Genomic DNA, 23,756 nt, shown 5'->3' with positions numbered 1-23,756 from the left:
CTGTGCCTCCGACATCTACGACGCCGGCGGATGGCGGCTCGAACGTCGTCCCGCCGGACAAATCGCTGTTCGCCGAAATCGCGCCGCTACGGCTCGCCGTCGGCGTCGTCTTCTGTGCGTTCGCCGTCGGCGCGGTCGCGCTCGGCTGGCTCCCGCCGATGAGTGCCGACGTGGTCGGCATCGCGCTCCTCTGTGTCGTCTTCCTCGCCGGGGGATTCGTCCCGTTCAACGAGACGCTCGCGTTCTACGTCGCGCAGGCCGCCGCGTTCCTCGTCTGGGGCGCGCTCCGGCTCGCAGTCGACGGCTTCGACGTGATTCCGCTCCTCTTGGGCGCGGCCGGAGCCGTCGGCCTCGCGGTCTACGGCCGGCGGGCGCTCCGCGACGGACTCAGGGCGCTGGTCTGAGTCGGGGTCGGTTCACTCTCTGACCGTCAACACCGGCACGTCGGCGAGCCTGACGACCCGCTCTGTCGTGCTTCCGAGAACCGCGTGTTCGAGACCGGTCCGGCCGTGCGTCGCCATCACCACGAGGTCCGCGTCACCCTCGTCGGCCACGTCGAGTATCTCCCGGTACGGCACGCCGACTCGGACCGTTGTCTCGCAGGGGACGCCCGCGTCCGCGGCGAGCGACGCGACCTCTTCGACGGCCATCTCGGCGGCGTCGCGGAGGCTCGCGCGCACTCGCTCGACCGGCACGTCGGCGGCCGTCCACAGCCCGAGGTCGCCGACGTCGATGACCGAGAGGGCCCGAATCGACGCGTCGTAGGCGCTCGCGAGGTCGATGGCGCGACGGGCCGCCGCCCGGGAGCGGGCGCTGCCGTCGGTGGGGACGAGAACGGTGTCGTACATGTCATTCCATTGGTGTTCGGTCGATATCGCTTTTCGCCTTCGCGTCAGGGCAATCGGGCGGTGCAGTCGCTCAGCGGGTCGGGAAACGGAGAACGGAGGTCAGCGGAGCCGGTCGTGCGGTCGGTGCGATCGCTCAGATACGGGTTCGGGGCCGGGGAACGACCTTCCGGACGCCCGCGGCGGCCGCGACGAGCAGGCCGCCGAAGAGGACGGAGACGAGGAGTTCCGGCGCGACGGTCAGGCCTTCGATACCGCCGAACGTTGCGAACAGCGCGTAGCCGGCGACCGCCGTGAGGACGATACCGATGACGACCGCGAGGCCGATGCCGGCCTTCATCAAGTCGAGGTTGCTCATGATCGCTTGTACCTACGCGGGACTATCGAATATAAACGGAGACTGCTTCCCAGCGACCGGGAAACTGACCGGGCGTCTTCCACGCTATCGCGGGGGTTTTATACCGGTACGGGGCTCGTCGCGTGGCGGTACTGCGGCGACGAATCGGAAACTCAGGCGTCGAAACGAGCGCCCGGCCTGTCGAAAACGTGTGTCCGGGTCGTCGGTTACGCCGCCGACTCCGACCCCTCGCCGTAGAGCCCGTACAGCACGAACAGCAGGGCGAGAAAGAGGAACTCGATGACCGCCACGGCGATGAGCGGGAGCTCCACGTTGAAGAAGCCCGCCACCGTGCGCAGTTCGATGGCGACGGGGACGCTGAACGCGATGAGGATGAGCGCCCGTGCCTTCGTGAGCTTCACGCGACGACCCCCCAGAGGGTGTTGAACGCGCTCGTGACCGTCGTAAACACGAGGTCGAAGCCGGCCGAGACGGTCGCCGGGACGGGGAGGCCGCCGCCGAACAGTCCGCCGCCGTTCTGGATGATGCCGGCCAGCGGGAGCGTGTACGCGAGCACGACGAGCACCGCCGCGATACCGGTCCACATCGCGAGGTTGTCGAGGATGCGCGGGCTCCCCTCGGGCCCCGAAAGCGGCTCGGGGAGGTGCGAATCGACCGGCCGGTCGGACTCCTCGCCGAGCGAGGTCAGGAGGATGTTGAACAGGAACAGCACCACCGACAGGAACAGGAGCGTCCCGCCGAGGGCGATCTGCACCCGAAGCTCGAAGATGCTCCCGATGGGCGTCAGGAACTCGAAGTTCTGGTACTGCGGTTCGGCGGTGCGCCGCGGGATGCCGGCGAGGCCGGCGCGGTGCATCGCGTTCGACATGAACACCATGCCGACGAACCACATGATGACCTGCAGGAGGCCGATGGGACGGCTGTAGAGCTTCGTGCCCGTGACCTGCGGGACGAGCCAGTACGAGCCGGCCATCATCGTCAGCGCGACGGCCGTGCCGACGGTGAGGTGGAAGTGCCCCGGCACCCACAGCGTGTTGTGGATGAGGTAGTTGATGTTCATCCCGGCGTTGATCATGCCGGAGAAGCCGCCGGCGGCGAACATCGCACCCGCGAGCGCCATGCCGGTGAAGGCGGGGTCGCGCCACGGGAGCGCGCCGAGCCAGCGGAGGTAGCCCTTACCGCCGCGCTGGCGCGCGCCGTGTTCGACGCTGGCGACGACCGTGAACGCCGTGAGCAGCGACGGGAGGAGCAGGAACATCGTGTTCGTCATGGCGATGAACTTGAAGCCCTCCGCGATGCCCGGGTCGAGGTACTGGTGGTGAATCCCGACCGGGGTCGAAAGCAGGAGGAACAGGAGGAACACCACGCGTGCCAGCGGGTCGCTGAACAGGCGACCGCCCGCGAGTTTGGGGAGCACGGTGTACCAAAGCAGGTACGCCGGCATCAGCCAGAAGTAGACGATGGGGTGGCCGAAGTACCAAAAGAGCGTCCGCGTCAGAAGCGGGTTGACGCTCTCGATGAGACCGAGCGACCACGGGATGAGGAAGAACACCACCGAGACGGCGACGCCGAGGGTGGAGATGTACCACATAATCATGGTCGTGAGGACCATGAACGTCTGCAGCGGGATGCGCTCGTCCGGGTGGTCCTGTCGCCACGCGCGGTAGGAGAGGAACCAGTCCGCGCCGGAGAGCCACGTCCCGACGATGAACATCGCGAGCCCGATGTAGAATATCGGGTGGGCTTGGAGCGGCGCGTAGAACGTGAACAGCACGTCCGCGCTCATGCCGAGGTTCGGGACGAAGCCGCCGAGGATGGCGATGGTGGCCAGAACCGCGCCCGTCGTCATCAGGCCGACCCACGCCCACGAGAACAGCGCGCTCTCGGCGGGTCGGTCGAGGCTTCTGGCGACCGCCCAGTGGAACACGCCGCAGAGGAAGAAGATGGTAAATACGATGGCGAGCAGCACGCCGTGGCCCGTCAGCATGGTGTAGTAGTCCGCCGAGTCGATGACGCGGAGGACGTTCGTTCGGTGGAGCGCCTGAACGAGGCCGAAGAAGGCACCGATGCCGAGCGAGACGAACGCGATGAGGAAACTCGCCTTGATGACGGCCGCCTCGTCGGGGAACTTATCGACGAACTCGCCGCCGCCGGATGCGGTCGCCATCAGTTCTCAGCCTCCCCTTGTGCCTGCTGTTGCTCGTACCAACTGTCGAATTCTTCCTGTTCCATAACCACAATCTTCCCTTCCATCACGTGGTGGCCGGAGCCACAGTATTCGTTGCACAGCATCCCGTACTCGCCCGGCTCGCCGAACTCGACGGTGAACTCCGCGACCTGCCCGGGGATGGCCATCGTGTTCGCGTTCGTGCCGACGACCTCGAAGCCGTGGATGACGTCGGCGGCGGTCACGTGGAACGTGACCGTGCTGCCGGCGGGAACGCGGAGCGGCTCGGTCGTGCCGGGTTCGAAGACGAACTGGCGAGCGACGACGTACACGTCGTAGCTGTTCTCCCCGTTGCGTTCGATGCCGGGGTCGCCGAACTTCGGATGCTGGTCGAGCGTCGCCGGGTCGACCGTGCCGCCCTTGTCGTCTATCATGTCGATACCCGCGCCCGCGGCCCCGTAAGTAATCGTCCCGATGAACCCGACGATGAGGACGAGCGCCAGCGCCAACCAGAGTTTCTCGTAGGCGTGAATCTCCATCTATCCCACCACCGTGAGGCCCCGTCCGAGGAACTCGACGAAGTACATGAACACCCACATGCCGATGAGAATCGCCATGTAGATGAGGACGAGCACGAGCGTCCCGACCGGGTCGAAATCGTCGTGTCCGAGTTCGCGAACGATGCCGTCGTCGGCCGTCCCGACGATGGAGTCGACCGGGGGGTCTGCCTGCCCGGAATCACCTTGGGAATCCGCGTTTGCTGGCACGCCTCCGTCGGTGGAAGTGCGCGCGGCAGAGGACGCGGCTCCCTCTGCTGTCGAATCAACGGCCATACCCGGTCATGAGGAATAACGGGACTTTAACGCAACTCCCCATTCCAACGCGGTGGGAATGGGCGAAATCAGAAACACCGTGGTCGCGAATGGACCGGTATGGAACTCACGCCACGACGCGCCGGAACCGTCGCACTGCTCGCGCTCCTGCCAGCGGTCATCTTCGGCGTGACGAAAAACCCCCTCGCGGGCGTCGTCACGGCCGTCAACGTGCTCCTCATCTCCGCGGTCATCTACTTCCTGATGAGCCCGACCGAGGGCGGCCACGGTCACGACGGCGACGGCGACGCCGAGACCGACGGCGAACACGCCGCCTGAGATGGACGGCGGCATCTCGCTCGGACTGCCGGCCGCGACGCCCGAGGCCGTCGCGTTCCTCCTCGTCGGCCTCTTCGGCGGGGCGCACTGTCTCGGGATGTGTGGCCCGCTCGTCAGCGTCTACGCCGACCGCCTCGCCGACCGCGAGGGCGTCGATAGCCGGTCGCTCACACTCCGGCAGGTCCGCCAACACGCCCTGTTCAACGTCGGCCGGGCGCTGAGTTACGCGGCCATCGGCGCGGCCTTCGCCCTCGTCGGCGGCCTGTTTTTCGACGCGTTCGACTCGGTGACCGCCATCGGGAGCGGCGTCCGCGCGACGACCGGCCTGCTCGTCGGGGCCGCGATCATCCTCACCGGCGTCGGCTACCTCGTCGGGCAGTCGGCCGCCATCGACCGGTTCACCCCGACCGCGGTGACGAGCCTGTTCGGTCGCGTCAGCGGGTGGGCGACCGCGCGGGTCGATAGGCTCGTCGGCGGCCCGCGAATCCTCGGCCTCGGGGCGATTCACGGCCTGCTCCCGTGTCCCATCATCTACCCGGCGTACCTCTACGCCTTCTCGACAGGCGAACCGCTCCGGGCCGCCGCCCTGCTCGGCCTGCTCGGCCTCGGGACGGTACCGACGCTGTTCCTCTACGGGACGCTTCTGGGCCGCGTCTCGGCGCGCCGGCGGGCGACGCTCCACCGGGCGCTCGGGGCGGCGTTCCTCGTCCTCGGCTACATCCCGCTGTCCCACGGGCTGATGCTTCTGGGCGTGTCGGTCCCGCACCTTCACGTGCCCTTCTACCAACCGTTGTGACGATGTCGACCACGACGCGGTCCCGCGGGTCGGCCGGCGGCGGAAGCGACGCCGACGCCGAGGGCTGTGACCTCTGTGGACTACCGACGCCGACGCCGGCCGTCACCGGCGACGGCGTAGCCGGCGAGTTCTGCTGTCGCGGCTGTCTCGAAATTACCCGCGCGCTCGGCGACGCCGCGAGCGCCGACCCGGAGACTGTCGAGCGCGAACTCGCGGGCGAGGCCGACGAGGTTCCCGACGACGCCGAGCGAACGTACATGGCCGTCGACGGGATGCACTGCGCCACCTGCGAGGCGTTCGTCTCGGGAACCGCGCGGACCTGCGAGGGCGTCTACGCCGCGGAAGCCAGCTACGCCAACGACATGGTCCGCGTCACCTACGACCCGGAGGCCACCGACTTAGACGGGCTGTCGGGGACACTGGCCCGCTACGGCTACGGCACGCGCGACCCCGAGGAGCGCGAGGCGGCCGAACGGCCCGACAACCAGGTCGCGCGGTTCGTCATCGGCGGCGGCGTCTTCGGCATGATGGTGATGCTGTGGTACGTCCTGTTTCTGTACCCGACCTACGTCGGCGTCCGGCCGGTGGTCGAACTCGGCGTGTTCGACGGTATCTACATCCTCGGCAACATCTGGGTGATGACCTCCATCGTCCTGTTCTACACCGGCTTTCCCATCCTCCGCGGGGCGCTCGTCAGCCTCCGCGCCGGCCAGCCGAACATGGACCTGCTCGTCTCGCTGGCGGCGACGAGCGCCTACGTCTACTCGACGGCCGCCGTCCTCGTCGGCGAGACCCACGTCTACTTCGACGTGACCGTCGCAATCATCCTCGTCGTCACGCTTGGCAACTACTACGAGGACCGCATCAAGCGGAAGGCCGCCGGGATGCTCTCGGACCTCGCGGCCTCCCGCGTCTCGGAGGCCCGGCGGCGAGTCGCCGGCGATGCCGACGGCTCCGGCGACACCGCCGTCGAGATGGTCGCGCTCGACGCGCTCGAACCGGGCGACCTCGTGGAAGTCCGGCCGGGCGAGCGCGTTCCGGTCGACGGAACCGTCCGCGAGGGGACCGCCGCGGTCGACGAGGCGCTCGTCACCGGCGAGTCGATGCCGCGGACGAAGCGCCCCGGCGACGACGTGCTCGGCGGGACCGTCGTCACCGACCGCCCGCTCGTCGTCGCGGTCGGCGAGGACGCGACGAGCACGCTCGACCGGCTGGTCGAACTGCTCTGGGACATCCAGAGCGCCCGCTCGGGCGTCCAGCGCCTCGCCGACAAACTGGCGACCATCTTCGTCCCGACGGTGCTCGTCCTCGCCGCCGTCGCCTTCGGCTGGACGCTGTTCAGCGGCGGCACGCCGACCGACGCGCTCCTCGTGGGGCTCACGGTCCTCATCGTCTCGTGTCCCTGTGCGCTCGGCCTCGCCACGCCGCTGGCGGTCGCCTCGGGAATCAAGGAGGCGGCGAGCCGGGGTATCGTCGTCGCCTCCGAGGCCGTCTTCGAGGCCGTCCCCGACGTTGACGTGGTCGTCTTCGACAAGACCGGGACGCTCACGGACGGCGACATGGCGGTCCTCCGGGTCGTCGGAGACGAGACCGCCGCAGTCGCCGCGGCCGCCGCGTTGGAACGCTTCTCCGCGCACCCGCTCGCGGCCGCCGTCGTGGAGGCGGCCGAGGACGCCGGCGTGTCGGTTCCCGAGGTCTCGGCCGACGACGTGACCGTCCACGACCGCGGCGTCTCCGGCGCAGTCGACGGCGAGCGCGTCGTCGTCGGCCACCCCTCGCTCCTCCGCGACGAGGGCGCGACGCTTTCCCCGGCCCACGAGACCGCCGTCGAGGCCGCCCGCGACGAGGGCGCGGTCCCGGTCGTCGTCGGCCGGGGCGGGCGCTCTCTGGCGGTGCTCGTCGTCGGCGACGAACCGCGGGCCGCGTGGGACGACGTGGTCGCCGCCGTCGCCGAGGGTGGCCGGCGCGAGGTCGTGGTTCTCACGGGCGACTCCGAGCGCGCCGCGCGGCGGTTCCGCGACCACCCGGACGTGACAGACGTGTTCGCGGGCGTCCCGCCGGAGGCGAAAGCCGAGACCGTCGAACGCCTCCGCGCCCGGGGCACCGTGGCGATGGTCGGCGACGGGAGCAACGACGCGCCCGCGCTCGCCGCCGCCGACATCGGCATCGCGCTCGGCACGGGGACGGACATCGCGGGCGACGCCGCCGACGCGGTGCTCGTCGGCCGCGACATCGACGCAATTCCCGAGGTGTTCTCGCTTTCCGCCGGGGTGAACCGCCGCATCCGCGGCAACCTCACATGGGCGTTCGGCTACAACGCGGTCGCCATCCCGCTGGCCGCCCTCGGCGTGCTCAACCCGCTTTTCGCCGCCGTCGCCATGGGCACGTCGAGCCTTCTCGTCGTCGCCAACTCGGCGCGGTCGCTCGACTGAGCCGCCGACACTCCACCGGCAGCCGGGGTCGTCGCGGCCGGCCGACCGGTCGCCTTCCCGAGACGGTCGCCGAAAGCGGACCAATCAAGTCGCTCCGACCCGTCGGGAACGATAATGACAGACGACCCCTTCTCGCTCGCCGTTCCGGAGGGGTGGACCGTCGAGACCGACGTGGACACCGACGAGGCGAGCGCTAAGACCGTCTACGAGTCGCCCGACTCGGACCGGCGCGTCACCATCACCGAGTTCGCCCGGGGGCTGACGCTCTACTGGTGGGTCGACATCTTCGCCTTCGCCGACGGGGAGTGGCACCGCCGCGAGGTCGGCCTCGGCGACTCCTACCGCGACGCGGACGCCGTGAGCGACGCCGCACAGGACGCCCTCGACCGACTCGCGTCGTCGGGCGAGCGGGTCGAATCGATAGCCGACGACTGATTTATCACGGCCGCCGCACGACCAGCAAGCATGTATCTCGTCGCCTACGACGGCTCCGCGCTGGCGAACGCGGCGCTCGACAGGGCCGCGCAGTTCGCATCGGCAACCGGCCACGACGTGCTCGCGGTCGCCGTCGTCCCCGACGATTCGAAATACGCCGTCGAGGCGGGGTGGGTCCCCTCGAGAGAGGTGTTCGACCGGCAGACCGTCGTCGGCGAACTCCACAAAACCGCAGTCGACATCGCGCCGTCGGCGTCGTTTCAGGCAGTCACAGTCGGCCGGAACCCCGCTCCGGGGAACATCGTCGCGAAGCTCAAGTCAGTCGCGTCCGAGACGGACGCGAGCGTCGTCTTCGTCGGCAGCGAGAACGCGGGTCGCGTCGTCGTCCCGCTCGTCAGCGTCGGCGGGAACGTCGCCAGCGACGACTCCCACGACGTGCACATCGTCCGCCACGCGTCCCCGGAGATCCACAGACGGTTCCCGAAGTCGCATTTCTATCTCCCCTGAGTCACCGACCCGGCGTCCAGCGAACTCGCCTCGCGCACCACCGTTTCATGTGTCGCGGCCGCGAACGTCACGTATGCGAGATATCAGATACGTCTACACCGTCGGGACCGACCCCGAGACCGTCACCGAACGGCTTTCGAACGCCTCGTCGGGCGTGCTGTCGCTGGCCGACGGCGGGCGCTCCTACGCGATTCCCGCGCACGTCTCCTACGACGCCGAGGGGGGTCGACTCCTGTTCCGTCTGACCGACGACGGGCGAAGCGAGAAGTTCGCGTTCATCGAGGAGACCGAGGAGGCGACGTTCGTCTGTTACGAGGACGCGGGCAAAGACTCGTGGAGTATCATGGCCCGCGGGCCGATTCGCGTCCTCCCGGACGACGAGCGCCCCGACGCGACGACTATCAACGAACTGTTCGGCGGCGTCCGGGTGTTCGACGAGGAGGTCGACGACCTCGAGTTCCACCTCGTCGAACTCGAACTCGACGAGCTGACGGGCCGCGAAACAGCCAGATGAGCCGTCTCGCCGCCGAGGGACCGCTTGTATCGGTCGCCACCGTGGAGGCAGAACGACCCCTCTGCGACCGGGAGCCGGGTCAGTAGAATCCGACGACCGACTCGTCGGCGGCGAGCGACGTCGCCACCACTCGGTCGACGCGCGGGTGTTCACAGAGCCATCTGGCGATTGCTTCGGCCGTCTCTGCCAGTCGCTCGTCGTCGACCATGTTGAGCACCGGGACGACCCGAGCCGTCTCGGGCACGTCCTTCATCCCGCCGGCGTCGTTCGACAGCACGGCGGCCACGTCCCACTCGGATATCGGGTCGCCGACGGCCGTGCCCGACACGTCCGAGACGAGTTCCGGCCGGTGGACGCGTTCGTCGGAAAGCGGCTCGCCGACGACCCGGACGCTGGCGACCGGGCAGACGAGGTCCGCCGTGTCGGGGAGTTGCGGTTCGTCCTCGCCGGGCGCTTTCAGCCAGCGCGCCCGCGCCCCGTCGGCCTTGACGAGCACCACGTCGTCGGTGGCGCGCGCGACTCGGTCGACCGTCGCCGGGTCGTAGCCGCGGTAGCGGTCGGAGCGCTCGCGCTCCGCGACGACGCCGAGCGGGCGGGTCGGCGTCTCCGCGATGGCGGTCTCGGGGTCGTCCGTGACGATGACCTCGCCGACCTCGTCGTCGAAGATTGGGATGCGGACGGTGCTCGTGACCACGCCGTCGAGGTCGCGGGCGAGCCGGTAGAGAAGCGACTTCTTGCCACCCGCGCCGACGGCGCAGACGAGGTCGTCGGGGCCGATGCCGAGGGCGTCGGCGAGCGTCGGGGGCGATGTAGGCGACGCGAACGGCTCGTCAGTCACCGGCCGCCACCTCCGGTTCGACCGTCACGCGGACGGCGCTGTGTTTGTACTCGGGAATCTTCGCCACCGGGTCGAGCGCGTCTCCAGTCAACCGGTTCACCAACGGGTCGGCGTAGTGGAACGTGGCGAAGACGGTCCCGCGGCGGACCGCGGGCGTCACCTCGGCCGCGACCGTGACGCCGCCGCGGTCGTTTTCCACGCGGACGGCCGCGCCGTCTTCGATGCCGCGGGCGGCGGCGTCGTCGGGGTGAATCTGCAGGGAGTCCTCGCCGCGCATCCGCATCAGCACGCCCGACCGCCGGGTGAGCGCGCCGCTGTTGAAGTGCTGGAGGACCCGCCCCGTGATGAGTGCGAGTTCGCCGTCGGCGACGGGGTCCGCCGGGTCGACGTGTTCGACCACCCGGAACGGGGCGGTCTTCGACCCGGATTCGAACGCGTCGGCGTGGAGAATCGCCGTCCCCTCGGTCGCGCCAACCGGGAACGGCCAGCGCTGGCTTCCCGTGCCGATGCCCTCGTACGACATGCCGGCGTAGATGGGCGTCACCAGCCGGAGTTCGTCGAAGACGCCCTCGGGGGTCGCGGGCGCGTCGAGGCCGGCCACGCGAGCGGCGAACTCCCGGAGGATATCGAGGTCGGCGCGGGCGTCTCCCGGCGGCGCGACATTTCGGTTCATCCGGATGACCTGTCGGTCGGTGTTCGTCACCGTCCCCGACTTCTCGGCCCAGACGCTCCCGGGAAGCACCACGTCGGCGAACTCGGCCGTCTCGGTCGGGAACACGTCGTGGACGACGCAGAAGTCGAGCGCCTCGAACGCCTCGCGGACGCGGTTCGCGTTCGGCTCGGTCACGGCGGGGTTCTCGCCGAAGACGTAGGCCGCTCGCACCTCGTCGCCGAAGCGGTGGGTCGCTTCGACCTCCGTGAGTCCCGGCAGGGCGGGCGGTTCGAACCCCCACACGTCGGCGACGGCGGCGCGGGCGTCGTCGTCGGCGACGGGTCGATACCCCGGCAGGACGTTCGGAAGCGCGCCTACGTCGCCCGCGCCCTGCACGTTGTTCTGCCCGCGGAGCGGGTTGACGCCGGTGCCCGCCTTCCCGATGTTGCCGGTCAGGAGCGGGAGGTTGATGAGCGCCTGCACGTTGTCGGTGCCGTAGTGGTGTTGGCTCATCCCCATCCCGGTGAAGATGGCCGCGCGGCCGGCCTCGCCGTAGGCTCTTGCGGCGGCTCTGAGGTCGGCGGGGTCGACGCCGGCGCGCTCGGCTTCCGCGTCGATATCGAGCCCCGAGAGGTGCTCGCGGAGCGCCTCGAACCCCGTGGTCCGCTCGGCGACGAACGCCTCGTCGACTAACCTCTGCTCGACGACGACAGCGGCCATCGCGTTGAGAAGCGGGATATCGAATCCCGGCTTCACCGGGAGGTGGATGTCCGCCGCCTTCGTCGTCTGGTTCTCGCGGGGGTCGACGTGAATCATCGTCGTCCCCGACTTGAGCGCCGGGAGCAGATACGACCGGAAGATGACCGGATGCTGTTCGGCGGGGTTCGCGCCGGTCACGAGGAACACGTCGGCCTCCCCGAGGTCCGAAAGCGAGTTGGTCATCGCCCCCGCGCCGAAGCGGTCGCCCATCGCCGCCACCGTCGAGGCGTGACAGAGCCGCGCGCAGTTGTCGACGTTGTTCGTCCCGAGCGCCCGCGCCGTCTTCTGGAGCAGGTAGTTCTCCTCGTTCGTGCAGTTCGACGACGAGAAGAAGAACACCGAGTCGGGGCCGTGGTCGGCGACGACCCGGGAGAACTCGCGTTCGATGCGGTCGAACGCCTCGTCCCACGTCGCCTCGACGAGCCGGCCGTTCACTCGCACCAGCGGGGTAGTCAGGCGCTCGTCGTGTTCGACCACGTCCCACGCCGCGGCCCCTTTGGGACAGAGTTCGCCCCGCGTGTTGACCGGCCCATTCCACCCGACGGCGCTCTCGCGGTCGGCGTCGTAGCGGATGCCGCAGCCGACGCCGCAGTACGGACAGACGCTCTCGTTCGGTTCCGCCGCCCGATTAGACACGCTGACACACCACACACATAGTCGAACGTGTGACCCGGACGATATTCATCGTACCGCCGACTGCGGCGGCGTGAAAATCGCCGGTGGACATACGTCCGCTCGTGTCGTTCGGTCGAAGCGTGCACGAGCAGGCAACCGCGCATCGGGAGTCAGAGGACGCGAGCGGACGCGAGGACGTCCCGTGGCACGCGCTCGAACGCGAGGCGGCGCTGGAGCGACTCGGGTCGAGCCGCGAGGGTCTCGATGCCGACGACGCGGCCCGCCGACTCACCGAGGAGGGGCCGAACGAACTCGCCGACGAGGAGGGCGTCTCGCCGCTTTCGCTCCTCGTCTCGCAGTTCACCGGGCCGCTCATCCTCCTGCTTTTCGTCGCGGCCGGGCTTTCGCTCGCCGTCGGCCTCCTGCCCGGCCGCGACCCGGGCTACACCGACGCCGCGCTCATCCTGCTCATCCTGCTCGGAAACGGGCTGTTCGGCTTCGTGCAGGACTATCGGGCCGAGCAGGCGCTCGCGGCGCTCCGGGAGATGGCGACGCCGGACGCGACGGTCCGACGCAACGGCTCGATTCGAGCGGTCCCCTCGACCGAGGTCGTCCCGGGCGACGTGGTCGTCCTCGAAGCGGGCGACGCCGTCCCCGCAGACGCCCGTATTCTCACGGCGGCCGACTGCCGGGCCGACGAATCGACGCTGACCGGCGAGAGCGTCCCAGTTGACAAGGCGGCCGAACCGGTGTCGGCCGACACGGCGCTTGCCGACCGGGGGAGCGTCCTCCACGCCGGGACCACCGTGGTCAGAGGCCGCGCCGAGGCCGTCGTCGTCGCCACCGCGATGGACACCGAACTGGGCGCCATCGCCGACCAACTGGGGCAGGCCCGCCAGCGGGAGACACCGTTCGAAATCGAGGTCGACCGCCTCGGCCGCCGCATCGGCGTCGGCATCGTCGCGCTCATCCTGCTCATCGCGGCGGTCCAGTTGTTCCTCACCGCGACCGACCCGGTGGTCGTCCTCCTCGTCGCCGTCACGCTCGCCGTCGCGGCCGTCCCCGAGGGGCTGCCGGCGGTCGTCACGCTCACCCTCGCGCTCGGGTCGCGGACGCTCATGGAGCGCAACGCGCTCGTCCGCAACCTCGCGGTCGTCGAGAGCCTCGGCGCGGTCGACTACATCGTCACCGACAAGACCGGCACGCTGACCGAAAACCGCATGACCGTCACCCGCGCGTGGCTTCCCGGCGACCGGACGGTCGAACTAGGCGGCGATTCGGAGTCGGCCGGGACGGCCTCCGGAGACGGCGGCGCGCCGACCGCGACCGACGCGGCGGCTGCGGCCGACTCAGCATCCGCGACTGCCACGGGTCCGAACCCCGGTCCGGACCCTGCGCTCGCGGCACTCCTGTCCTGCGGTGCTCGCTGTAACGACACCAAGGAACTCGACGACGGAGCCCACCGGGGCGACCCCACCGAGGTCGCGCTCGTGAACGCCGCCGCCGACGCGGGCCTCGACGGTTCGCGCGACCCCGACGACCGACTTCGCGAAGTTCCCTTCACTTCCGAGCGAAAGCGCATGTCGGTCGTCGTCGACGCGTTCGACGCGCCCGGCGACGGCCCCGTCGCGCTCGTGAAGGGCGCGCCCGAGGAAATCGTCGCGCGGTGCGACCGCGTCCTCGTCGACGGGGAACTCGAGTCGTTCGACGACGAGCGCCGCGAGCGCGTCGACGCGACCGTGGCCGCCTTCGCCGACGACGCCCTCCGCGTGCTCGGGTTCGCCTACGCGCCCGCGGCAGACCTCGACGCCGACGACGAGACGCTCGAATCGGGGCTCGTCTTCCTCGGGTTGCAGGGCATGACCGACCCGGCGCGAGCGGGCGTCGCCGAGGCGGTCGCCGACTGCCTCGACGCCGGGGTTCGGGTGACGATGGCGACCGGCGACACCCCGCGGACGGCCCGCGCCATTGCCCGCGAGGTCGGCATCGACGCCGACTCGGTCGTCACCGGAACCGAGGTGGCCGCCATGGACGACGCGGAACTCGGTCGGGTCGTCGAGGAGACGAACGTGTTCGCCCGCGTCTCCCCCGAGCACAAGGTCCGCATCCTCCGGGCGCTCCAGGACGCGGGCTACACGGTCGCGATGACCGGTGACGGCGTCAACGACGCGCCGGCGCTCGGCAACGCCGACGTGGGTATCGCCATGGGCGACCGCGGGACGCAGGTCGCACAGGGCGCGTCGGACGTGGTGCTCCGCGACGACAACTTCGTCACTATCCGCGACGCCATCGCGGAGGGCCGCGGCATCTTCGACAACATCCGCAAGTTCGTCAACTACCTGCTGTCGGCGAACGCCGGCGAGGTGTTCGTCGTCTTCCTCGGGACGCTCCTCGGAGCGGCGCTGTTCCCCGAGGTGTTCGCGGCCGAGTCGGCGCTCGTCATCACGCCCGTCGCGCTCCTGTGGCTCAACCTCGTCACCGACGGCTTCCCCGCGCTCGCGCTCGGCGCGGACCCCAAGTCGGACGACGTGATGCGCAGGCCGCCGCGCCCACGCGACGAGGGCGTCCTCGACCGCCGGACCGTCGCTTCGATTCTCGGCATCGGCGTCGCGCTCACCGCGGCCGGACTGGGCGTGTTCTTCTACGCGCTCTCTCGGTCCGACGACCTCGTCGTCGCCCAGACGGTGCTGTTTACGTTCCTCGTCACCGCCGAGTTGGTCCGCACGCAGTCGGTGCGGCTCCGCTACCGGCTGTCGCCGCTCTCGAACCCGTGGCTCCTCGGCGCGGTCGGGCTGTCGCTCGCGCTCCACCTCGTGTTGCTCTACACGCCGGTCGCGGACCTCTTCGGCGTCGTCCCGCTCGGGCTCACCGAGTGGGGCTGGGTCGCGGGGGCGTTCGTTCCGTTCCTCGCCGCGAACCTGTGGCTGGTGTGGCTCAACGACCGGCTGTTTGCCCCGTGAGCGACCCGAGCGCGCCCATGAGCCGGTCGCGGTAGAGGTAGCCGAGAACCGATGCACCGAGCAGCGCGCCGACGAAGACCGCGGTGAGTTCGGCGTTGCCGTCGGCGGCGGCCGCGCCAGCGAGGTTCACGAGCAGGAAGCCGGGGAGCCGACCCACCGCCGCGACGAGGACGACCCTGCGGACCGGGATGTCGGTGAGGCCGGCGGCGAAGCAGATGGCGTCGTCGGGGAGGCCGGGAACGAGGAAGACGAGAAAGAGGACGGCCAGCCCGTGGGTCTCCATCGCGTCGTCGAACACCGAGAGCGCGTCGGCGGTGACGACGCGTTCGACGTACGGGCGACCGAGAGACCGCGCGATTCCGACGGCGAGCGCCGTGCCGAGGACGATGCCGACCATGCTGTAGACCGTCCCCCAGAGCGCCCCGAACAGGTAGCCGCTGGCGAACCCGAGTGCCTGTCCGGGAATGGGCGCCACGAGGACCTGCGCGATCTGCACGCCGACGAACGCGAGGGGGGCGAGCGCGCCGAACCCGAGGAGCCACGTCCGCAGCGCGGTCGGGTTGGCGAGAAACGGAAAGCGGCCGACGAGCGTCGTGCCGGCGAACGCGACGACGGCGACGACGACGGCGGCGAGCGCGAGCGTCCGCCACCGGTCGCGCGGCGACTCGAACAGTTCGGGGACGGATAGCACGGGTTGCACCTCGCACGCCGCGGAGAAAAACCCGGCGCGGGAGCGTTTTTGTGTCGAGGTGACGTAGGAATAATCGTGATGAATACGATTCTCGTCGCCGTCGACGGCTCGCCGCTGTCGAAGCGAGCGTTCGAACAGGCCCTCGCGCACGCCGATTCGACGGTCGTCGCCCTGCACGTCATCGACCCGTCGGACCCCGGCTACAGCGCGCCGCTCGACGTGGATATCAGCACGGAACCGCTCCACGGCTCCGAGGAGTGGTACGAACGCGCCGACGAACTCGCGGCCGACATCTTCGACGAACTCGCGGCGCTGGCCGACGGGAGCGGCGTGGAACTCCGGACCGAGACCCTCCGCGGCGACCCCGCGCGGACTATCGTCGACTTCGCGCGCCGGGAGGGCGTCGACGCCGTCTACCTCGGCGGCCACGGCCGCGCCGGCGAGACGGACCTGCTGTTCGGCAGCGTCGCCGAGTTGGTCTCCGGCCGTGCGCCGATGAGCGTGATGGTCGTCCGCTGAGGGTCGCCACTCATGCCTCACGGCTCGTCTGCCAGTCCCGAGCGACGCACCTCACTCGTCGTCGTCAGCCGGCGGCACGCACAGCACCGGGACGTCCGAGAGCCTGACGACCCGCTCCGCGACGCTTCCGAGCAGGTATCGCTCCAGCCCGCTCGTCCCGTGGGTGCCCATCACCACGAGGTCGATGCCGCGTTCCTCACCGTAGTCGACGATTGTCTCGTGCGGCAGGCCGACCCGAATCTCCGTCTCGACGGGCACGTCGCGGTCGGCCGCCAAGTCGGCGACGACGCCGACGGCCGCCTCCCCGCGCGTCCGGGAATCGCCGTCGTCGACGGGCGCGTCCGCGTGGCCGGTCCGAACGTCGACGACGTAGAGGACGTGGAGCGCGGCCCCGTAGGTCGCCGCGAGGTCGACCGCGTAGTCGGCGGCGCGGACCGCGTGGTCGCTGCCGTCGGTGGGGACGAGGATGTGGTCGAACATGTCGTCACAGACGCGCGCCGAGCGAATAAACCCGAACCCGGTCGCCCGGGGTTCGGCCTCCGGTCACCTCACAGCCGACCGCAGCCCCGCCACCACCGTCTCGATTCCCGGCCACCGGGAAGGAAGAGCCCGCCTTATGTCCGGAGCGAGCGTACCGTAATCTGGGTGGTGAGGAGCATGCAGACCGACCAACAACGGAGGGTAGAACTGTGGATTCGTCCGATTCGGGACGGCCTCGGCGAGGAACACCAGACGCTGGTGGTCCGACTCGAACGGCTCGCGGACGAGGGGCTCGTCGACGACGTGTGCGTCCGGACGTGGGGCCGCGAGGTGGATGTCGAGTCCGATACCGCGCCGACGAAACGAGACGCGGTCGTCCGCGAGCGACTCGCCGAGTGTCGGTTGTGGGCGCGAACGGAAGGGGTCGCGCTCCCGACGCTCGACGAGCGGGCGACGGTCGGGTCGGGCCGGATGGGTCCCGAACACGACGCGGTCGTCCTTCCGCCGACGCTGGGCATCGTCTTCCGCGACGACGAAATCGAGGCCGTCTATCCGCACGAGCGAGACGATGGGACTCGAACGCTCGCCGACTGGGTCGAGACCGCCGAGTCGTTCCTCGGTATCGATCGCGAGCACGTCGAGGTGTAAACGGGGACGAGTCGCCGACTCGTGGCTACGAAAACAACGCCACCCGGTCGAGACGGTCAATTTTCGAACGATGCGTTCCGCGAGAAACGTCGCCATCGACGGACGCGATTCCGGCGGCGTACACCCGAATCACTCGCCCCGGGACTTGGTACCGAAAGTGGGCCCGGGCAAGGCCCAACTGTGTCAGAGGCACCCCACTCGAACGACGACTGTCGTCGAGAGTGTGGGCGAATCATCGTTTCCTCGCCAGTCATCTATACTTGGTCCCTGATACATCAGGGTCGTATATACGTCCGCGGCGAAGCGTCACCCTTACTCGGAGCCGTGTAGTGGTGGGGGTATGAACGTCCCCTGCGTCCGCGTGCCCCGCGAGTCCGGCGAGGCGGCGCGCCGGCGCCTCGCCGACGCCGGCCTGCTCGACCACGACCACGAGATTACCGTCGCCGAGGGGACCCTCTACATTCCCGTCGTCGACGCCGACGCCGTTCCCGACGACCTGACGGTCGTCGACTACGAGCCACCCGCCCGCGAGACGCAGACCACGCCCGCCGACCTGCTCGGCTTCGAACCCTCGTACGAGCGACTCGGCGACATCGTCATCCTCGACGAGGACGACCCCGACCGCGCCCGCGACATCGCCGACGCCATCGTCGCCTCGGACCTCAAGGCCGAGACCGTCGTCAACCGCGCCTCGAAGGTCAAAGGCGAGCTCCGCGTCCGCGACTGGGACGTGCTCGTCGGCGACTCGACCGAGACGGTCCACCGCGAGTACGGCCACGAGTTCCGGCTCGACATCGACACCGTCTACTTCTCGCCTCGACTGGCGACCGAGCGCCACCGGGTCGTCGAGGCGATCCGCGAGGGCGAGCACGTGTTCGACATGTTCGCCGGCGTCGGCCCCTTCGCGGTCCCCGCCGCCGCCGCGGGTGCGGAAGTCGTCGCCTGCGACCTCAACGAGGCGGCTGTCGAATACCTCCGCGAGAACGCCGAGCGAAACGACGTGGTCGACCGACTCACCGCGATTCACGGCGACGTGCGCGAGGTCGCCGCCGACTACGAGGGCTGGGCCGACCGACTCATCATGAACCTCCCGCACAGCGCCAGCGACTTCCTCGACACGGCGGTCCGCCTCGCGAGCGACGAGTGCGTGATTCACCTCTACGACATCCAACACGAGGACGACCCGTTCGGACCGGGACTGGCCGCCGTCCGCGCCGCCGCCGAGTCGACGTACGAGGTCGAGGTCGTAAACGAGCACGTCGTCCGGTCGTACGCCCCCCACGAGTACAACGTCTGTCTCGACGTTCGCCTGACGAAGCGGACGTGAGCGGGCTGGTGCCGAACGGCAGACACCGGGTTGATTCGCAAGTCTTAATTACGTAACCGGGGTACGGAAGAATGCGTTCGAAAGCCCACCGCGCCGGTGTAGCTCAGCTGGCAGAGCGATTCCTTCGTAAGGAATAGGCCGAGGGTTCAAATCCCTCCACCGGCTTCTACTGATTCCTTCACCATCCCACAACTCAACCCCGGAGACGAAGGTCTCCGGTTCGGGGGTGGTCTCGCGTGACCGTCGACTGTCCCGCGTGCGGTCACGAGAGTAAGGTTCGATTTCGCTGTGAGCGCTGTGGATACGACCTCGTCGAGGTGGACCGCTGATGACCGAGGACGGCGGCGAGGTCATCGCGGAGTTCTCCGTCCTCGACGATGCAGACCTCGTCACGTCGAACGACGAGGACACCGTCGAGTCCGCTGTTGACAACGGCTACGAGCCCGGTTCGACCGTCGATGACGAGCCGGTCGACGTCGAGTTCGAGATGCCGGAGTTCGTCGCCGTCTGTCGGTACTGCCAGACGAGCTTCGAGACCGAAGAGGCCGCGCTCGAACACGAATGGAACTGCGACTTGGAGCCGACCGGCGAGTGTCGCTTCTGTGGCGGCACCCACATCCGGAAGGACGTTCGCGAGGACCATTTCTACGCCTGCTCGGAAGCGGAGGCGCACGAGCGCCGACAGAAGCGCGGCGTCCGGGCGCGGACGATGCGCGGACAGGACTCGAAGACCGCTGTCTCTGGCCTCCGGAAGTACCTCCTCCCGCAGCCCCACGAGTTCTCGGCGTACCTGAAGTGGGACGACGCGCTGTCGACCTACTTCGGACTCGTCTCGCTGTACAAGATGCACGACTTCGAGGAGTACGGGAACCTCCGCGCCGGAATCGAGTTCGGTGGCGAGGAGTGGAACGTCGAGTTCGGCTACGCCGACAACCCCGGCCTCGCGACGCCCGACGAGGGAACCGACCTCGGTCGATGGGACTGGCGACTGGAGGATGTCCCCGAGTTCCTCATCCGGGTCTATCCCGCGGCCTACCAGTCGTTCAACGACGCGAAAGACGAGAACCGGAAGCGCGCGTACTTCCGCGTCCGACCGCGCTGGCCCGGCATCACCTCGAAGAGCGGGACGAACATCCCGAACCCGTACAACATCCTCGGCGTCGACGTCGAGACGCGCGGGAGCTACTTCGAGTTCGACCAGTACCCGACTGTCCTGTTCGAGGCGCTCCGCAAGCTTCGCGAGCGCCAAGATGAGTTCGGCTGGAACTCGTTCACGGGTATCGATTACCGGGCGCTCGACCCCGACGAAGTACACCAATCGTCGAACATCACCGACGCCGAGCTGTACGTGCGCGGTAAGAAGGGTGAGACCGGCAAGGTGTTCGCGCTCGACGGGACGCTTCACCGGATTTCGATGATTCTGGGTCGCGAGCGACGCGGCTACTCGAAGAGCGTTCGCGACGACCGCGAATGCGCCGGCTACTACCACACGGCGACGATCTGCGCGATGCGTGCGTCCGAGGTCGTCGGTGGTCACCGACTTCCGAAGGAATTCAAACACTACCACATGCGGAACCCCGAGGCAGTCGCTGGGACCGAACTCGAGAACCCGAAGATCGGTGTCTCCTACCAGAACTCGCTGTACGACGACACCCTCCGGTTCTCTGATGTTGACCAGCTTCACAAGGAACTCGAAGAGGGGCTGCTGAACGTCCTGAACTGGTCGGACTTGCCGGTGACGCCGGACCACCAGCAGTACGTCGCGGACGACTACTTCAGCGTCGACGGCGAGGCGCGCATGGTCAAGGTCATCGACAACCCGCTGCCGCGTATCGCTCAACAGCAGGACGACGAAGTCCGGCTGTTCGCCGCCGCGAACAACCTCTACGAGACTGACGTGTCGATTGCCGACGAGTTGGTGACCGACGGTGGCCAGATTTCACCGGCCGACCTCGCCGAGCGAATTGGCGTCCACATCGATACGGTGTATCGCGCGCTGAAGCGCCTCGGTGATCTGGTCATCCACGAGTACGGTCACGTCGAACTCGCCTCGAAGCACATCGCCGAGGGAATCGTCGAACACATCGAGTCTGCTCGGCGCTCGGTCTCGGCAACCCTCGAAGAGGCGACGGACGACATCATCCGCGCCGATACGTACGGCGATGGGAACGGTCCGTGGGAGCGCTGGCTTCGTAACTACGTCCGCGACCGGCAGGACGGCCGTGAGGATGGTCGTGAACTGCTCGAGCTTGCACCGCAGGCGACGCGTAGGGAGGTCAAGCGTATTCTCCGAACCGGCGCTGCGAAGTGGGCAGAGGTCACGGGCAACGAGATGAAGCAGTTCTCTGGTCGCTTCGCGGTCGTCGCCGACGCGTACGATTCCACCGGAAGAGTCACCTACAGTCTGGGTAAGTTGCGTCAGCTCGTCGGCTGACGCGCCGTCTTCCGAGTGGCGACGCTGTTTTTCCGGTGAGAATGCGGAGTATTTTGCAGTATTTTCAGGAGGTTGTTGTTCGAAAAATTCTGGTGCTGTCTCGAGCCCGCAGCGACCGCGACCGCAGACACTTCGAATCAGGGGGGTCCCCCCTGATTCTGCGTTAGCTGTGTGGCTAAAGAGCCACACACCAAGATTACTTCAGCCACCTTCGGTGGCTTCAGATGAAACACTTGCAATGAGGGTCGCCGCGCCTACTCGGCGCGGCTTATCCACACGACAAAGTTTTGTGCGACGGTGGTCAACGCGGGAGTCGTTATTGTGGTCATCTATATGGTCGAAGCCACGTCGTTGGGTGGCTCAAGTCATCGTGAGCTACTTAATAGAAATTAGGAGAGGGTGATTCTCACTCTGGTTGCTCATCAAGAAGATGGGAGACTCGCTTTTCGATACTTGAACTAAGTCTCCATAAAAACAGGGAACCTCCTCCAAGTATAGTAGACGCAACCAGTAGCGCGACCCAGATGTCCGATGACGTAGAGGTCAACCGAGTGATGCCAGCGGTGATGCTAAGGCCGATCCCTGTGATGAATACATCATACGAGATTACTTCTACAAGCTCACCAGGGCGGAGAACTGAAACAGGCATCTAAACGCTACTCTGAATCATTGTGCGTTCAACCATCACACCGCCAAACGACAACAGCAGTAAGATTGGGACTGTGAACGTCGCTACGAGCCCAACTGTAGAACTCGCTAACCAAATTGATACTGCGGTTGCAACGACGGCTAACAGTAGAAAGACAACCTGTGAGATCTTTATATATGTGTCTTCCATAGTAGTGCCGGCGCTAGCCTCTTTTTGATGTTGGGGTGTCTTAGTTGCTTCACTTCCAGCAACGTTGGATTTGTCCCCAGTAATTTCGTCTAACTCGTTATTTATTGAGTCAACTTCAGTTGATAAAGAATCTATCTGGACGAGGAGATCTGAGGCATTTGTGTAGCCTAATTTAGCTTGAGCATTCCGAATTTCCATCAGTAACTGATTTAATTGGGCTATTTCACCTTCAAGATCAGTTATTTTCTTATTAATGCTTCCTGAGGTCCCTGTCAACTCAGACGTAGAACTTGATGCGAAATTCTGGGTCGCCCACGAACTCCTATCTATAGACGACCCCGATGTAGTCATTCTATTCGCACCTGTCGTTCGGAGAGATGCTGTTCCTGGCGTCCCTTTTGTTTGGATTCCCCTTGATGGGTCGGTTGTATCGGAATCACTCATTGCTAGTATCCTGTGCGTGTTTCACAAACTCATCAATATTACTTAATATTGACTCTGAATCAATTTGGTTGGTACTGTCATACCGTAGTACATGCTGAAGTCCCCAGAGGTTTGGGTTACCAACAGCGGAGGTATCAATCACAATTTGATACCAATCTGATGAACTTGGATTTGCCTTTGACTCAAATTTGGTGCTTAGCCCTTTTGCCTTGCTGCCACCTACCTCTTCTAGCAGATCAAGTGTCTCAGTTGAGAAATATTTGGACAGGTCATAGTTTTTGCCCGTCCGAACAAGCCCTTGGATAGTTAGTTCTATCGTTGCAACATCTTCAGCGATATTAACCTCGTCTTCGATCCACGAATATAAGTCCTCAAACCCGCTGAGGACGGACTCGAAGTCAACGTTGTTCGGGTTCTTTACCGTTATGAACGAAGAGTTTGAAAACCCGTTTAGGTTAGCGCTTGGTTGGAACAAAATGTTATGTCCCTGTTTTTGTGCAATCCCCTCTTCACCTTCTATACTCATTCCTTCGGGACCAATATTGAGGGCTTGCTGTGCTTCTGGTTCGATCATATTATAGCCGCTTTCTTTTAACCAACGCTCCAACCGATCTGATGACACCGGGTTGTTGTACGGAAAGATCAATCCAATCGCCAGGCTTCCAGATTCAAACTCAGGCACACTCATCACTCTCGTGTCGAGAATGTTGTTTGGGCTAATTAGAAATAGTTACCCATGATATACCTTCCAGATAGTTCTCTTTTCTGAATACTTCTGAACGTAAACCGTCGCATGCACGCACAGGTGTAGGCTATTCTCGGAACTAGTCGAAGATCGAACGGTAACTACTGCCGAGCGGTTGGTCGGTCGAACGCTCACCTTCAGGACTGATTTACCGTCTATTTTCAGCGCCAGCATTACATCAACAGCTACGGTTTGTGTCCAGCAAGTAACGACGCGAAGCTTGTCTGTGAGAATCTTTCCCGGTCGGTCAGTTCAGAAACTCCCGCTTGCTCAGCGATTTCCTCGGCAAATCGAACTCGGAGTTGATCTACTCTTCTTCGTCTTCCGGCTCGTCCGCGAGGGCAGCATACAGCTCATGATTCTCCGCCACATCTTGAGCCATCTGTTTTTCTGCTTCCCAGTTGACGCTCACACAGTATCTAATGGTTATCGCTGTGTTATGATTTCCGGCGAATGGCCTCTTAGACAGTATCTGCGTTCACTATCCAAATCAGATTAAGTATGATTTGGTTAACTCGCCACAGACTGCATCGTATTCAAAATGAGAACTCGGCATTAGTCTCTGGAGAGGCAGATACACTATTCTCAGTCCTTCCGAGCC

At 66.4% G+C, this 23,756-nt stretch carries 24 protein-coding genes and 1 tRNA gene; 13 read left to right on the top strand and 12 right to left on the bottom strand.

Features of this window, described 5'->3' with window-relative positions:
* The first annotated feature begins 2 nt into the window (after positions 1-2).
* A complete protein-coding gene (locus BN984_RS11210; protein WP_008092446.1) occupies positions 3-404 on the top strand; it encodes a hypothetical protein in 402 nt (133 codons plus the stop codon).
* A 12-nt stretch (positions 405-416) separates the two neighbouring features.
* On the opposite strand, the gene BN984_RS11205 is transcribed toward BN984_RS11210, so the two are convergent.
* The 6 genes from BN984_RS11205 to BN984_RS11180 form a co-directional block, all read right to left on the bottom strand.
* Positions 417-848 carry a universal stress protein gene (locus BN984_RS11205; RefSeq protein ID WP_008092445.1) on the bottom strand — a complete coding sequence of 144 codons (432 nt, stop codon included), beginning with the start codon at positions 846-848 and terminating at the stop codon, positions 417-419.
* 133 nt (positions 849-981) lie between these two features.
* Complete coding sequence (locus BN984_RS11200; RefSeq protein WP_008092444.1) at positions 982-1,203, bottom strand: hypothetical protein; 222 nt, start codon at positions 1,201-1,203, stop codon at positions 982-984.
* Between the two features lie 206 nt (positions 1,204-1,409).
* Complete coding sequence (locus BN984_RS11195; protein WP_004971074.1) at positions 1,410-1,604, bottom strand: hypothetical protein; 195 nt, start codon at positions 1,602-1,604, stop codon at positions 1,410-1,412.
* Entirely contained in the window at positions 1,601-3,370 is a 1,770-nt protein-coding gene (locus BN984_RS11190; protein ID WP_049968263.1) for a b(o/a)3-type cytochrome-c oxidase subunit 1, read from the bottom strand. Before BN984_RS11190 ends, BN984_RS11195 begins: the two co-directional genes overlap by 4 nt.
* A complete protein-coding gene (locus BN984_RS11185) occupies positions 3,370-3,909 on the bottom strand; it encodes a cytochrome c oxidase subunit II (protein WP_008092442.1) in 540 nt (179 codons plus the stop codon). Before BN984_RS11185 ends, BN984_RS11190 begins: the two co-directional genes overlap by 1 nt.
* Positions 3,910-4,137, bottom strand: coding sequence for a hypothetical protein (locus tag BN984_RS11180; protein ID WP_004044002.1), 228 nt, complete (start codon positions 4,135-4,137; stop codon positions 3,910-3,912).
* 165 nt (positions 4,138-4,302) lie between these two features.
* On the opposite strand from BN984_RS11180, the gene BN984_RS11175 reads away from it, so the two are divergent.
* The 6 genes from BN984_RS11175 (at position 4,303) to BN984_RS11150 (ending at position 9,205) form a co-directional block, all read left to right on the top strand.
* Positions 4,303-4,521, top strand: a complete 219-nt coding sequence (locus BN984_RS11175; protein ID WP_004972354.1) for a hypothetical protein — start codon at positions 4,303-4,305, stop codon at positions 4,519-4,521.
* Between the two features lies 1 nt (position 4,522).
* Positions 4,523-5,317, top strand: coding sequence for a sulfite exporter TauE/SafE family protein (locus BN984_RS11170; RefSeq protein WP_049968261.1), 795 nt, complete (start codon positions 4,523-4,525; stop codon positions 5,315-5,317).
* A 2-nt stretch (positions 5,318-5,319) separates the two neighbouring features.
* Positions 5,320-7,749 carry a heavy metal translocating P-type ATPase gene (locus BN984_RS11165; RefSeq protein ID WP_049968260.1) on the top strand — a complete coding sequence of 810 codons (2,430 nt, stop codon included), beginning with the start codon at positions 5,320-5,322 and terminating at the stop codon, positions 7,747-7,749.
* Positions 7,750-7,863: 114 nt separating this feature from the next.
* Positions 7,864-8,184, top strand: a complete 321-nt coding sequence (locus tag BN984_RS11160) for a hypothetical protein (RefSeq protein ID WP_008092439.1) — start codon at positions 7,864-7,866, stop codon at positions 8,182-8,184.
* Between the two features lie 30 nt (positions 8,185-8,214).
* Positions 8,215-8,691, top strand: coding sequence for a universal stress protein (locus BN984_RS11155; protein ID WP_008092438.1), 477 nt, complete (start codon positions 8,215-8,217; stop codon positions 8,689-8,691).
* Positions 8,692-8,764: 73 nt separating this feature from the next.
* Positions 8,765-9,205: a pyridoxamine 5'-phosphate oxidase family protein gene (locus BN984_RS11150; protein WP_049968259.1), complete on the top strand. Its 441-nt coding sequence runs from the start codon at positions 8,765-8,767 to the stop codon at positions 9,203-9,205.
* 79 nt (positions 9,206-9,284) lie between these two features.
* On the opposite strand, the gene yqeC is transcribed toward BN984_RS11150, so the two are convergent.
* The gene (gene yqeC / locus BN984_RS11145) at positions 9,285-10,043 is read right to left on the bottom strand and encodes a selenium cofactor biosynthesis protein YqeC (protein ID WP_008092436.1); all 759 of its coding nucleotides are present in this window, start codon (positions 10,041-10,043) and stop codon (positions 9,285-9,287) included.
* The gene (gene fdhF / locus BN984_RS11140; protein WP_049968258.1) at positions 10,036-12,090 is read right to left on the bottom strand and encodes a formate dehydrogenase subunit alpha; all 2,055 of its coding nucleotides are present in this window, start codon (positions 12,088-12,090) and stop codon (positions 10,036-10,038) included. The genes yqeC and fdhF overlap by 8 nt, the downstream gene beginning before the upstream one ends.
* 83 nt (positions 12,091-12,173) lie before the next feature.
* On the opposite strand from fdhF, the gene BN984_RS11135 reads away from it, so the two are divergent.
* Complete coding sequence (locus BN984_RS11135) at positions 12,174-15,029, top strand: cation-translocating P-type ATPase (RefSeq protein ID WP_049968257.1); 2,856 nt, start codon at positions 12,174-12,176, stop codon at positions 15,027-15,029.
* On the opposite strand, the gene BN984_RS11130 is transcribed toward BN984_RS11135, so the two are convergent.
* Entirely contained in the window at positions 15,004-15,720 is a 717-nt protein-coding gene (locus tag BN984_RS11130; RefSeq protein WP_049968256.1) for a TVP38/TMEM64 family protein, read from the bottom strand. The genes BN984_RS11135 and BN984_RS11130 overlap by 26 nt on opposite strands.
* A 78-nt stretch (positions 15,721-15,798) precedes the next feature.
* Between BN984_RS11130 and BN984_RS11125 the strand changes: the two genes are divergently transcribed.
* A complete protein-coding gene (locus BN984_RS11125; RefSeq protein WP_049968254.1) occupies positions 15,799-16,239 on the top strand; it encodes a universal stress protein in 441 nt (146 codons plus the stop codon).
* 51 nt (positions 16,240-16,290) lie between these two features.
* Here the strand turns inward: BN984_RS11125 and BN984_RS11120 are convergent, their stop codons facing one another.
* The gene (locus BN984_RS11120; RefSeq protein ID WP_049968252.1) at positions 16,291-16,719 is read right to left on the bottom strand and encodes a universal stress protein; all 429 of its coding nucleotides are present in this window, start codon (positions 16,717-16,719) and stop codon (positions 16,291-16,293) included.
* Between the two features lie 177 nt (positions 16,720-16,896).
* Here BN984_RS11120 and BN984_RS11115 point away from each other — a divergent pair, with 177 nt between their 5' ends.
* From BN984_RS11115 to BN984_RS11100, 4 genes are all read left to right on the top strand, one after another.
* The gene (locus BN984_RS11115) at positions 16,897-17,367 is read left to right on the top strand and encodes an HTH domain-containing protein (RefSeq protein WP_004044015.1); all 471 of its coding nucleotides are present in this window, start codon (positions 16,897-16,899) and stop codon (positions 17,365-17,367) included.
* A 340-nt stretch (positions 17,368-17,707) separates the two neighbouring features.
* A complete protein-coding gene (locus BN984_RS11110) occupies positions 17,708-18,694 on the top strand; it encodes a class I SAM-dependent methyltransferase (protein ID WP_049968251.1) in 987 nt (328 codons plus the stop codon).
* Positions 18,695-18,786: 92 nt separating this feature from the next.
* Positions 18,787-18,859 (top strand) — tRNA-Thr (locus BN984_RS11105).
* 163 nt (positions 18,860-19,022) lie between these two features.
* Positions 19,023-21,128 carry a DUF7845 domain-containing protein gene (locus BN984_RS11100; RefSeq protein ID WP_049968250.1) on the top strand — a complete coding sequence of 702 codons (2,106 nt, stop codon included), beginning with the start codon at positions 19,023-19,025 and terminating at the stop codon, positions 21,126-21,128.
* A 649-nt stretch (positions 21,129-21,777) separates the two neighbouring features.
* Here the strand turns inward: BN984_RS11100 and BN984_RS19465 are convergent.
* Together BN984_RS19465 and BN984_RS19460 are read right to left on the bottom strand one after the other, a co-directional pair.
* Positions 21,778-22,410, bottom strand: a complete 633-nt coding sequence (locus BN984_RS19465) for a hypothetical protein (protein ID WP_156037894.1) — start codon at positions 22,408-22,410, stop codon at positions 21,778-21,780.
* Positions 22,403-23,098 (bottom strand): hypothetical protein, encoded by a 696-nt coding sequence (locus tag BN984_RS19460; RefSeq protein ID WP_156037893.1) that lies wholly within the window; start codon positions 23,096-23,098, stop codon positions 22,403-22,405. The genes BN984_RS19465 and BN984_RS19460 overlap by 8 nt, the downstream gene beginning before the upstream one ends.
* Positions 23,099-23,756: the final 658 nt, after the last annotated feature.

This window comes from Haloferax prahovense (assembly GCF_000723845.1).
In the GTDB taxonomy this organism is placed as follows: domain Archaea; phylum Halobacteriota; class Halobacteria; order Halobacteriales; family Haloferacaceae; genus Haloferax; species Haloferax prahovense.
Note: the sequence above shows the minus strand (reverse complement) of the source record. Positions and strands in the feature narration are given on the sequence as shown.

What these genes read in the sequence shown, in the direction of transcription:
- BN984_RS11205 (WP_008092445.1), bottom strand. Translation starts at nt 848, where the DNA reads ATGTACGACACCGTTCTCGTCCCCACCGACGGCAGCGCCCGCTCCCGG.
- BN984_RS11200 (WP_008092444.1), bottom strand. Translation starts at nt 1,203, where the DNA reads ATGAGCAACCTCGACTTGATGAAGGCCGGCATCGGCCTCGCGGTCGTC.
- BN984_RS11190 (WP_049968263.1), bottom strand. Translation starts at nt 3,370, where the DNA reads ATGGCGACCGCATCCGGCGGCGGCGAGTTCGTCGATAAGTTCCCCGAC.
- BN984_RS11185 (WP_008092442.1), bottom strand. Translation starts at nt 3,909, where the DNA reads ATGGAGATTCACGCCTACGAGAAACTCTGGTTGGCGCTGGCGCTCGTC.
- BN984_RS11175 (WP_004972354.1), top strand. Translation starts at nt 4,303, where the DNA reads ATGGAACTCACGCCACGACGCGCCGGAACCGTCGCACTGCTCGCGCTC.
- BN984_RS11170 (WP_049968261.1), top strand. Translation starts at nt 4,523, where the DNA reads ATGGACGGCGGCATCTCGCTCGGACTGCCGGCCGCGACGCCCGAGGCC.
- BN984_RS11165 (WP_049968260.1), top strand. Translation starts at nt 5,320, where the DNA reads ATGTCGACCACGACGCGGTCCCGCGGGTCGGCCGGCGGCGGAAGCGAC.
- BN984_RS11160 (WP_008092439.1), top strand. Translation starts at nt 7,864, where the DNA reads ATGACAGACGACCCCTTCTCGCTCGCCGTTCCGGAGGGGTGGACCGTC.
- BN984_RS11155 (WP_008092438.1), top strand. Translation starts at nt 8,215, where the DNA reads ATGTATCTCGTCGCCTACGACGGCTCCGCGCTGGCGAACGCGGCGCTC.
- BN984_RS11150 (WP_049968259.1), top strand. Translation starts at nt 8,765, where the DNA reads ATGCGAGATATCAGATACGTCTACACCGTCGGGACCGACCCCGAGACC.
- BN984_RS11125 (WP_049968254.1), top strand. Translation starts at nt 15,799, where the DNA reads ATGAATACGATTCTCGTCGCCGTCGACGGCTCGCCGCTGTCGAAGCGA.
- BN984_RS11120 (WP_049968252.1), bottom strand. Translation starts at nt 16,719, where the DNA reads ATGTTCGACCACATCCTCGTCCCCACCGACGGCAGCGACCACGCGGTC.
- BN984_RS11115 (WP_004044015.1), top strand. Translation starts at nt 16,897, where the DNA reads ATGCAGACCGACCAACAACGGAGGGTAGAACTGTGGATTCGTCCGATT.
- BN984_RS11110 (WP_049968251.1), top strand. Translation starts at nt 17,708, where the DNA reads ATGAACGTCCCCTGCGTCCGCGTGCCCCGCGAGTCCGGCGAGGCGGCG.
- BN984_RS11100 (WP_049968250.1), top strand. Translation starts at nt 19,023, where the DNA reads ATGACCGAGGACGGCGGCGAGGTCATCGCGGAGTTCTCCGTCCTCGAC.
- BN984_RS19465 (WP_156037894.1), bottom strand. Translation starts at nt 22,410, where the DNA reads ATGAGTGATTCCGATACAACCGACCCATCAAGGGGAATCCAAACAAAA.
- BN984_RS19460 (WP_156037893.1), bottom strand. Translation starts at nt 23,098, where the DNA reads ATGAGTGTGCCTGAGTTTGAATCTGGAAGCCTGGCGATTGGATTGATC.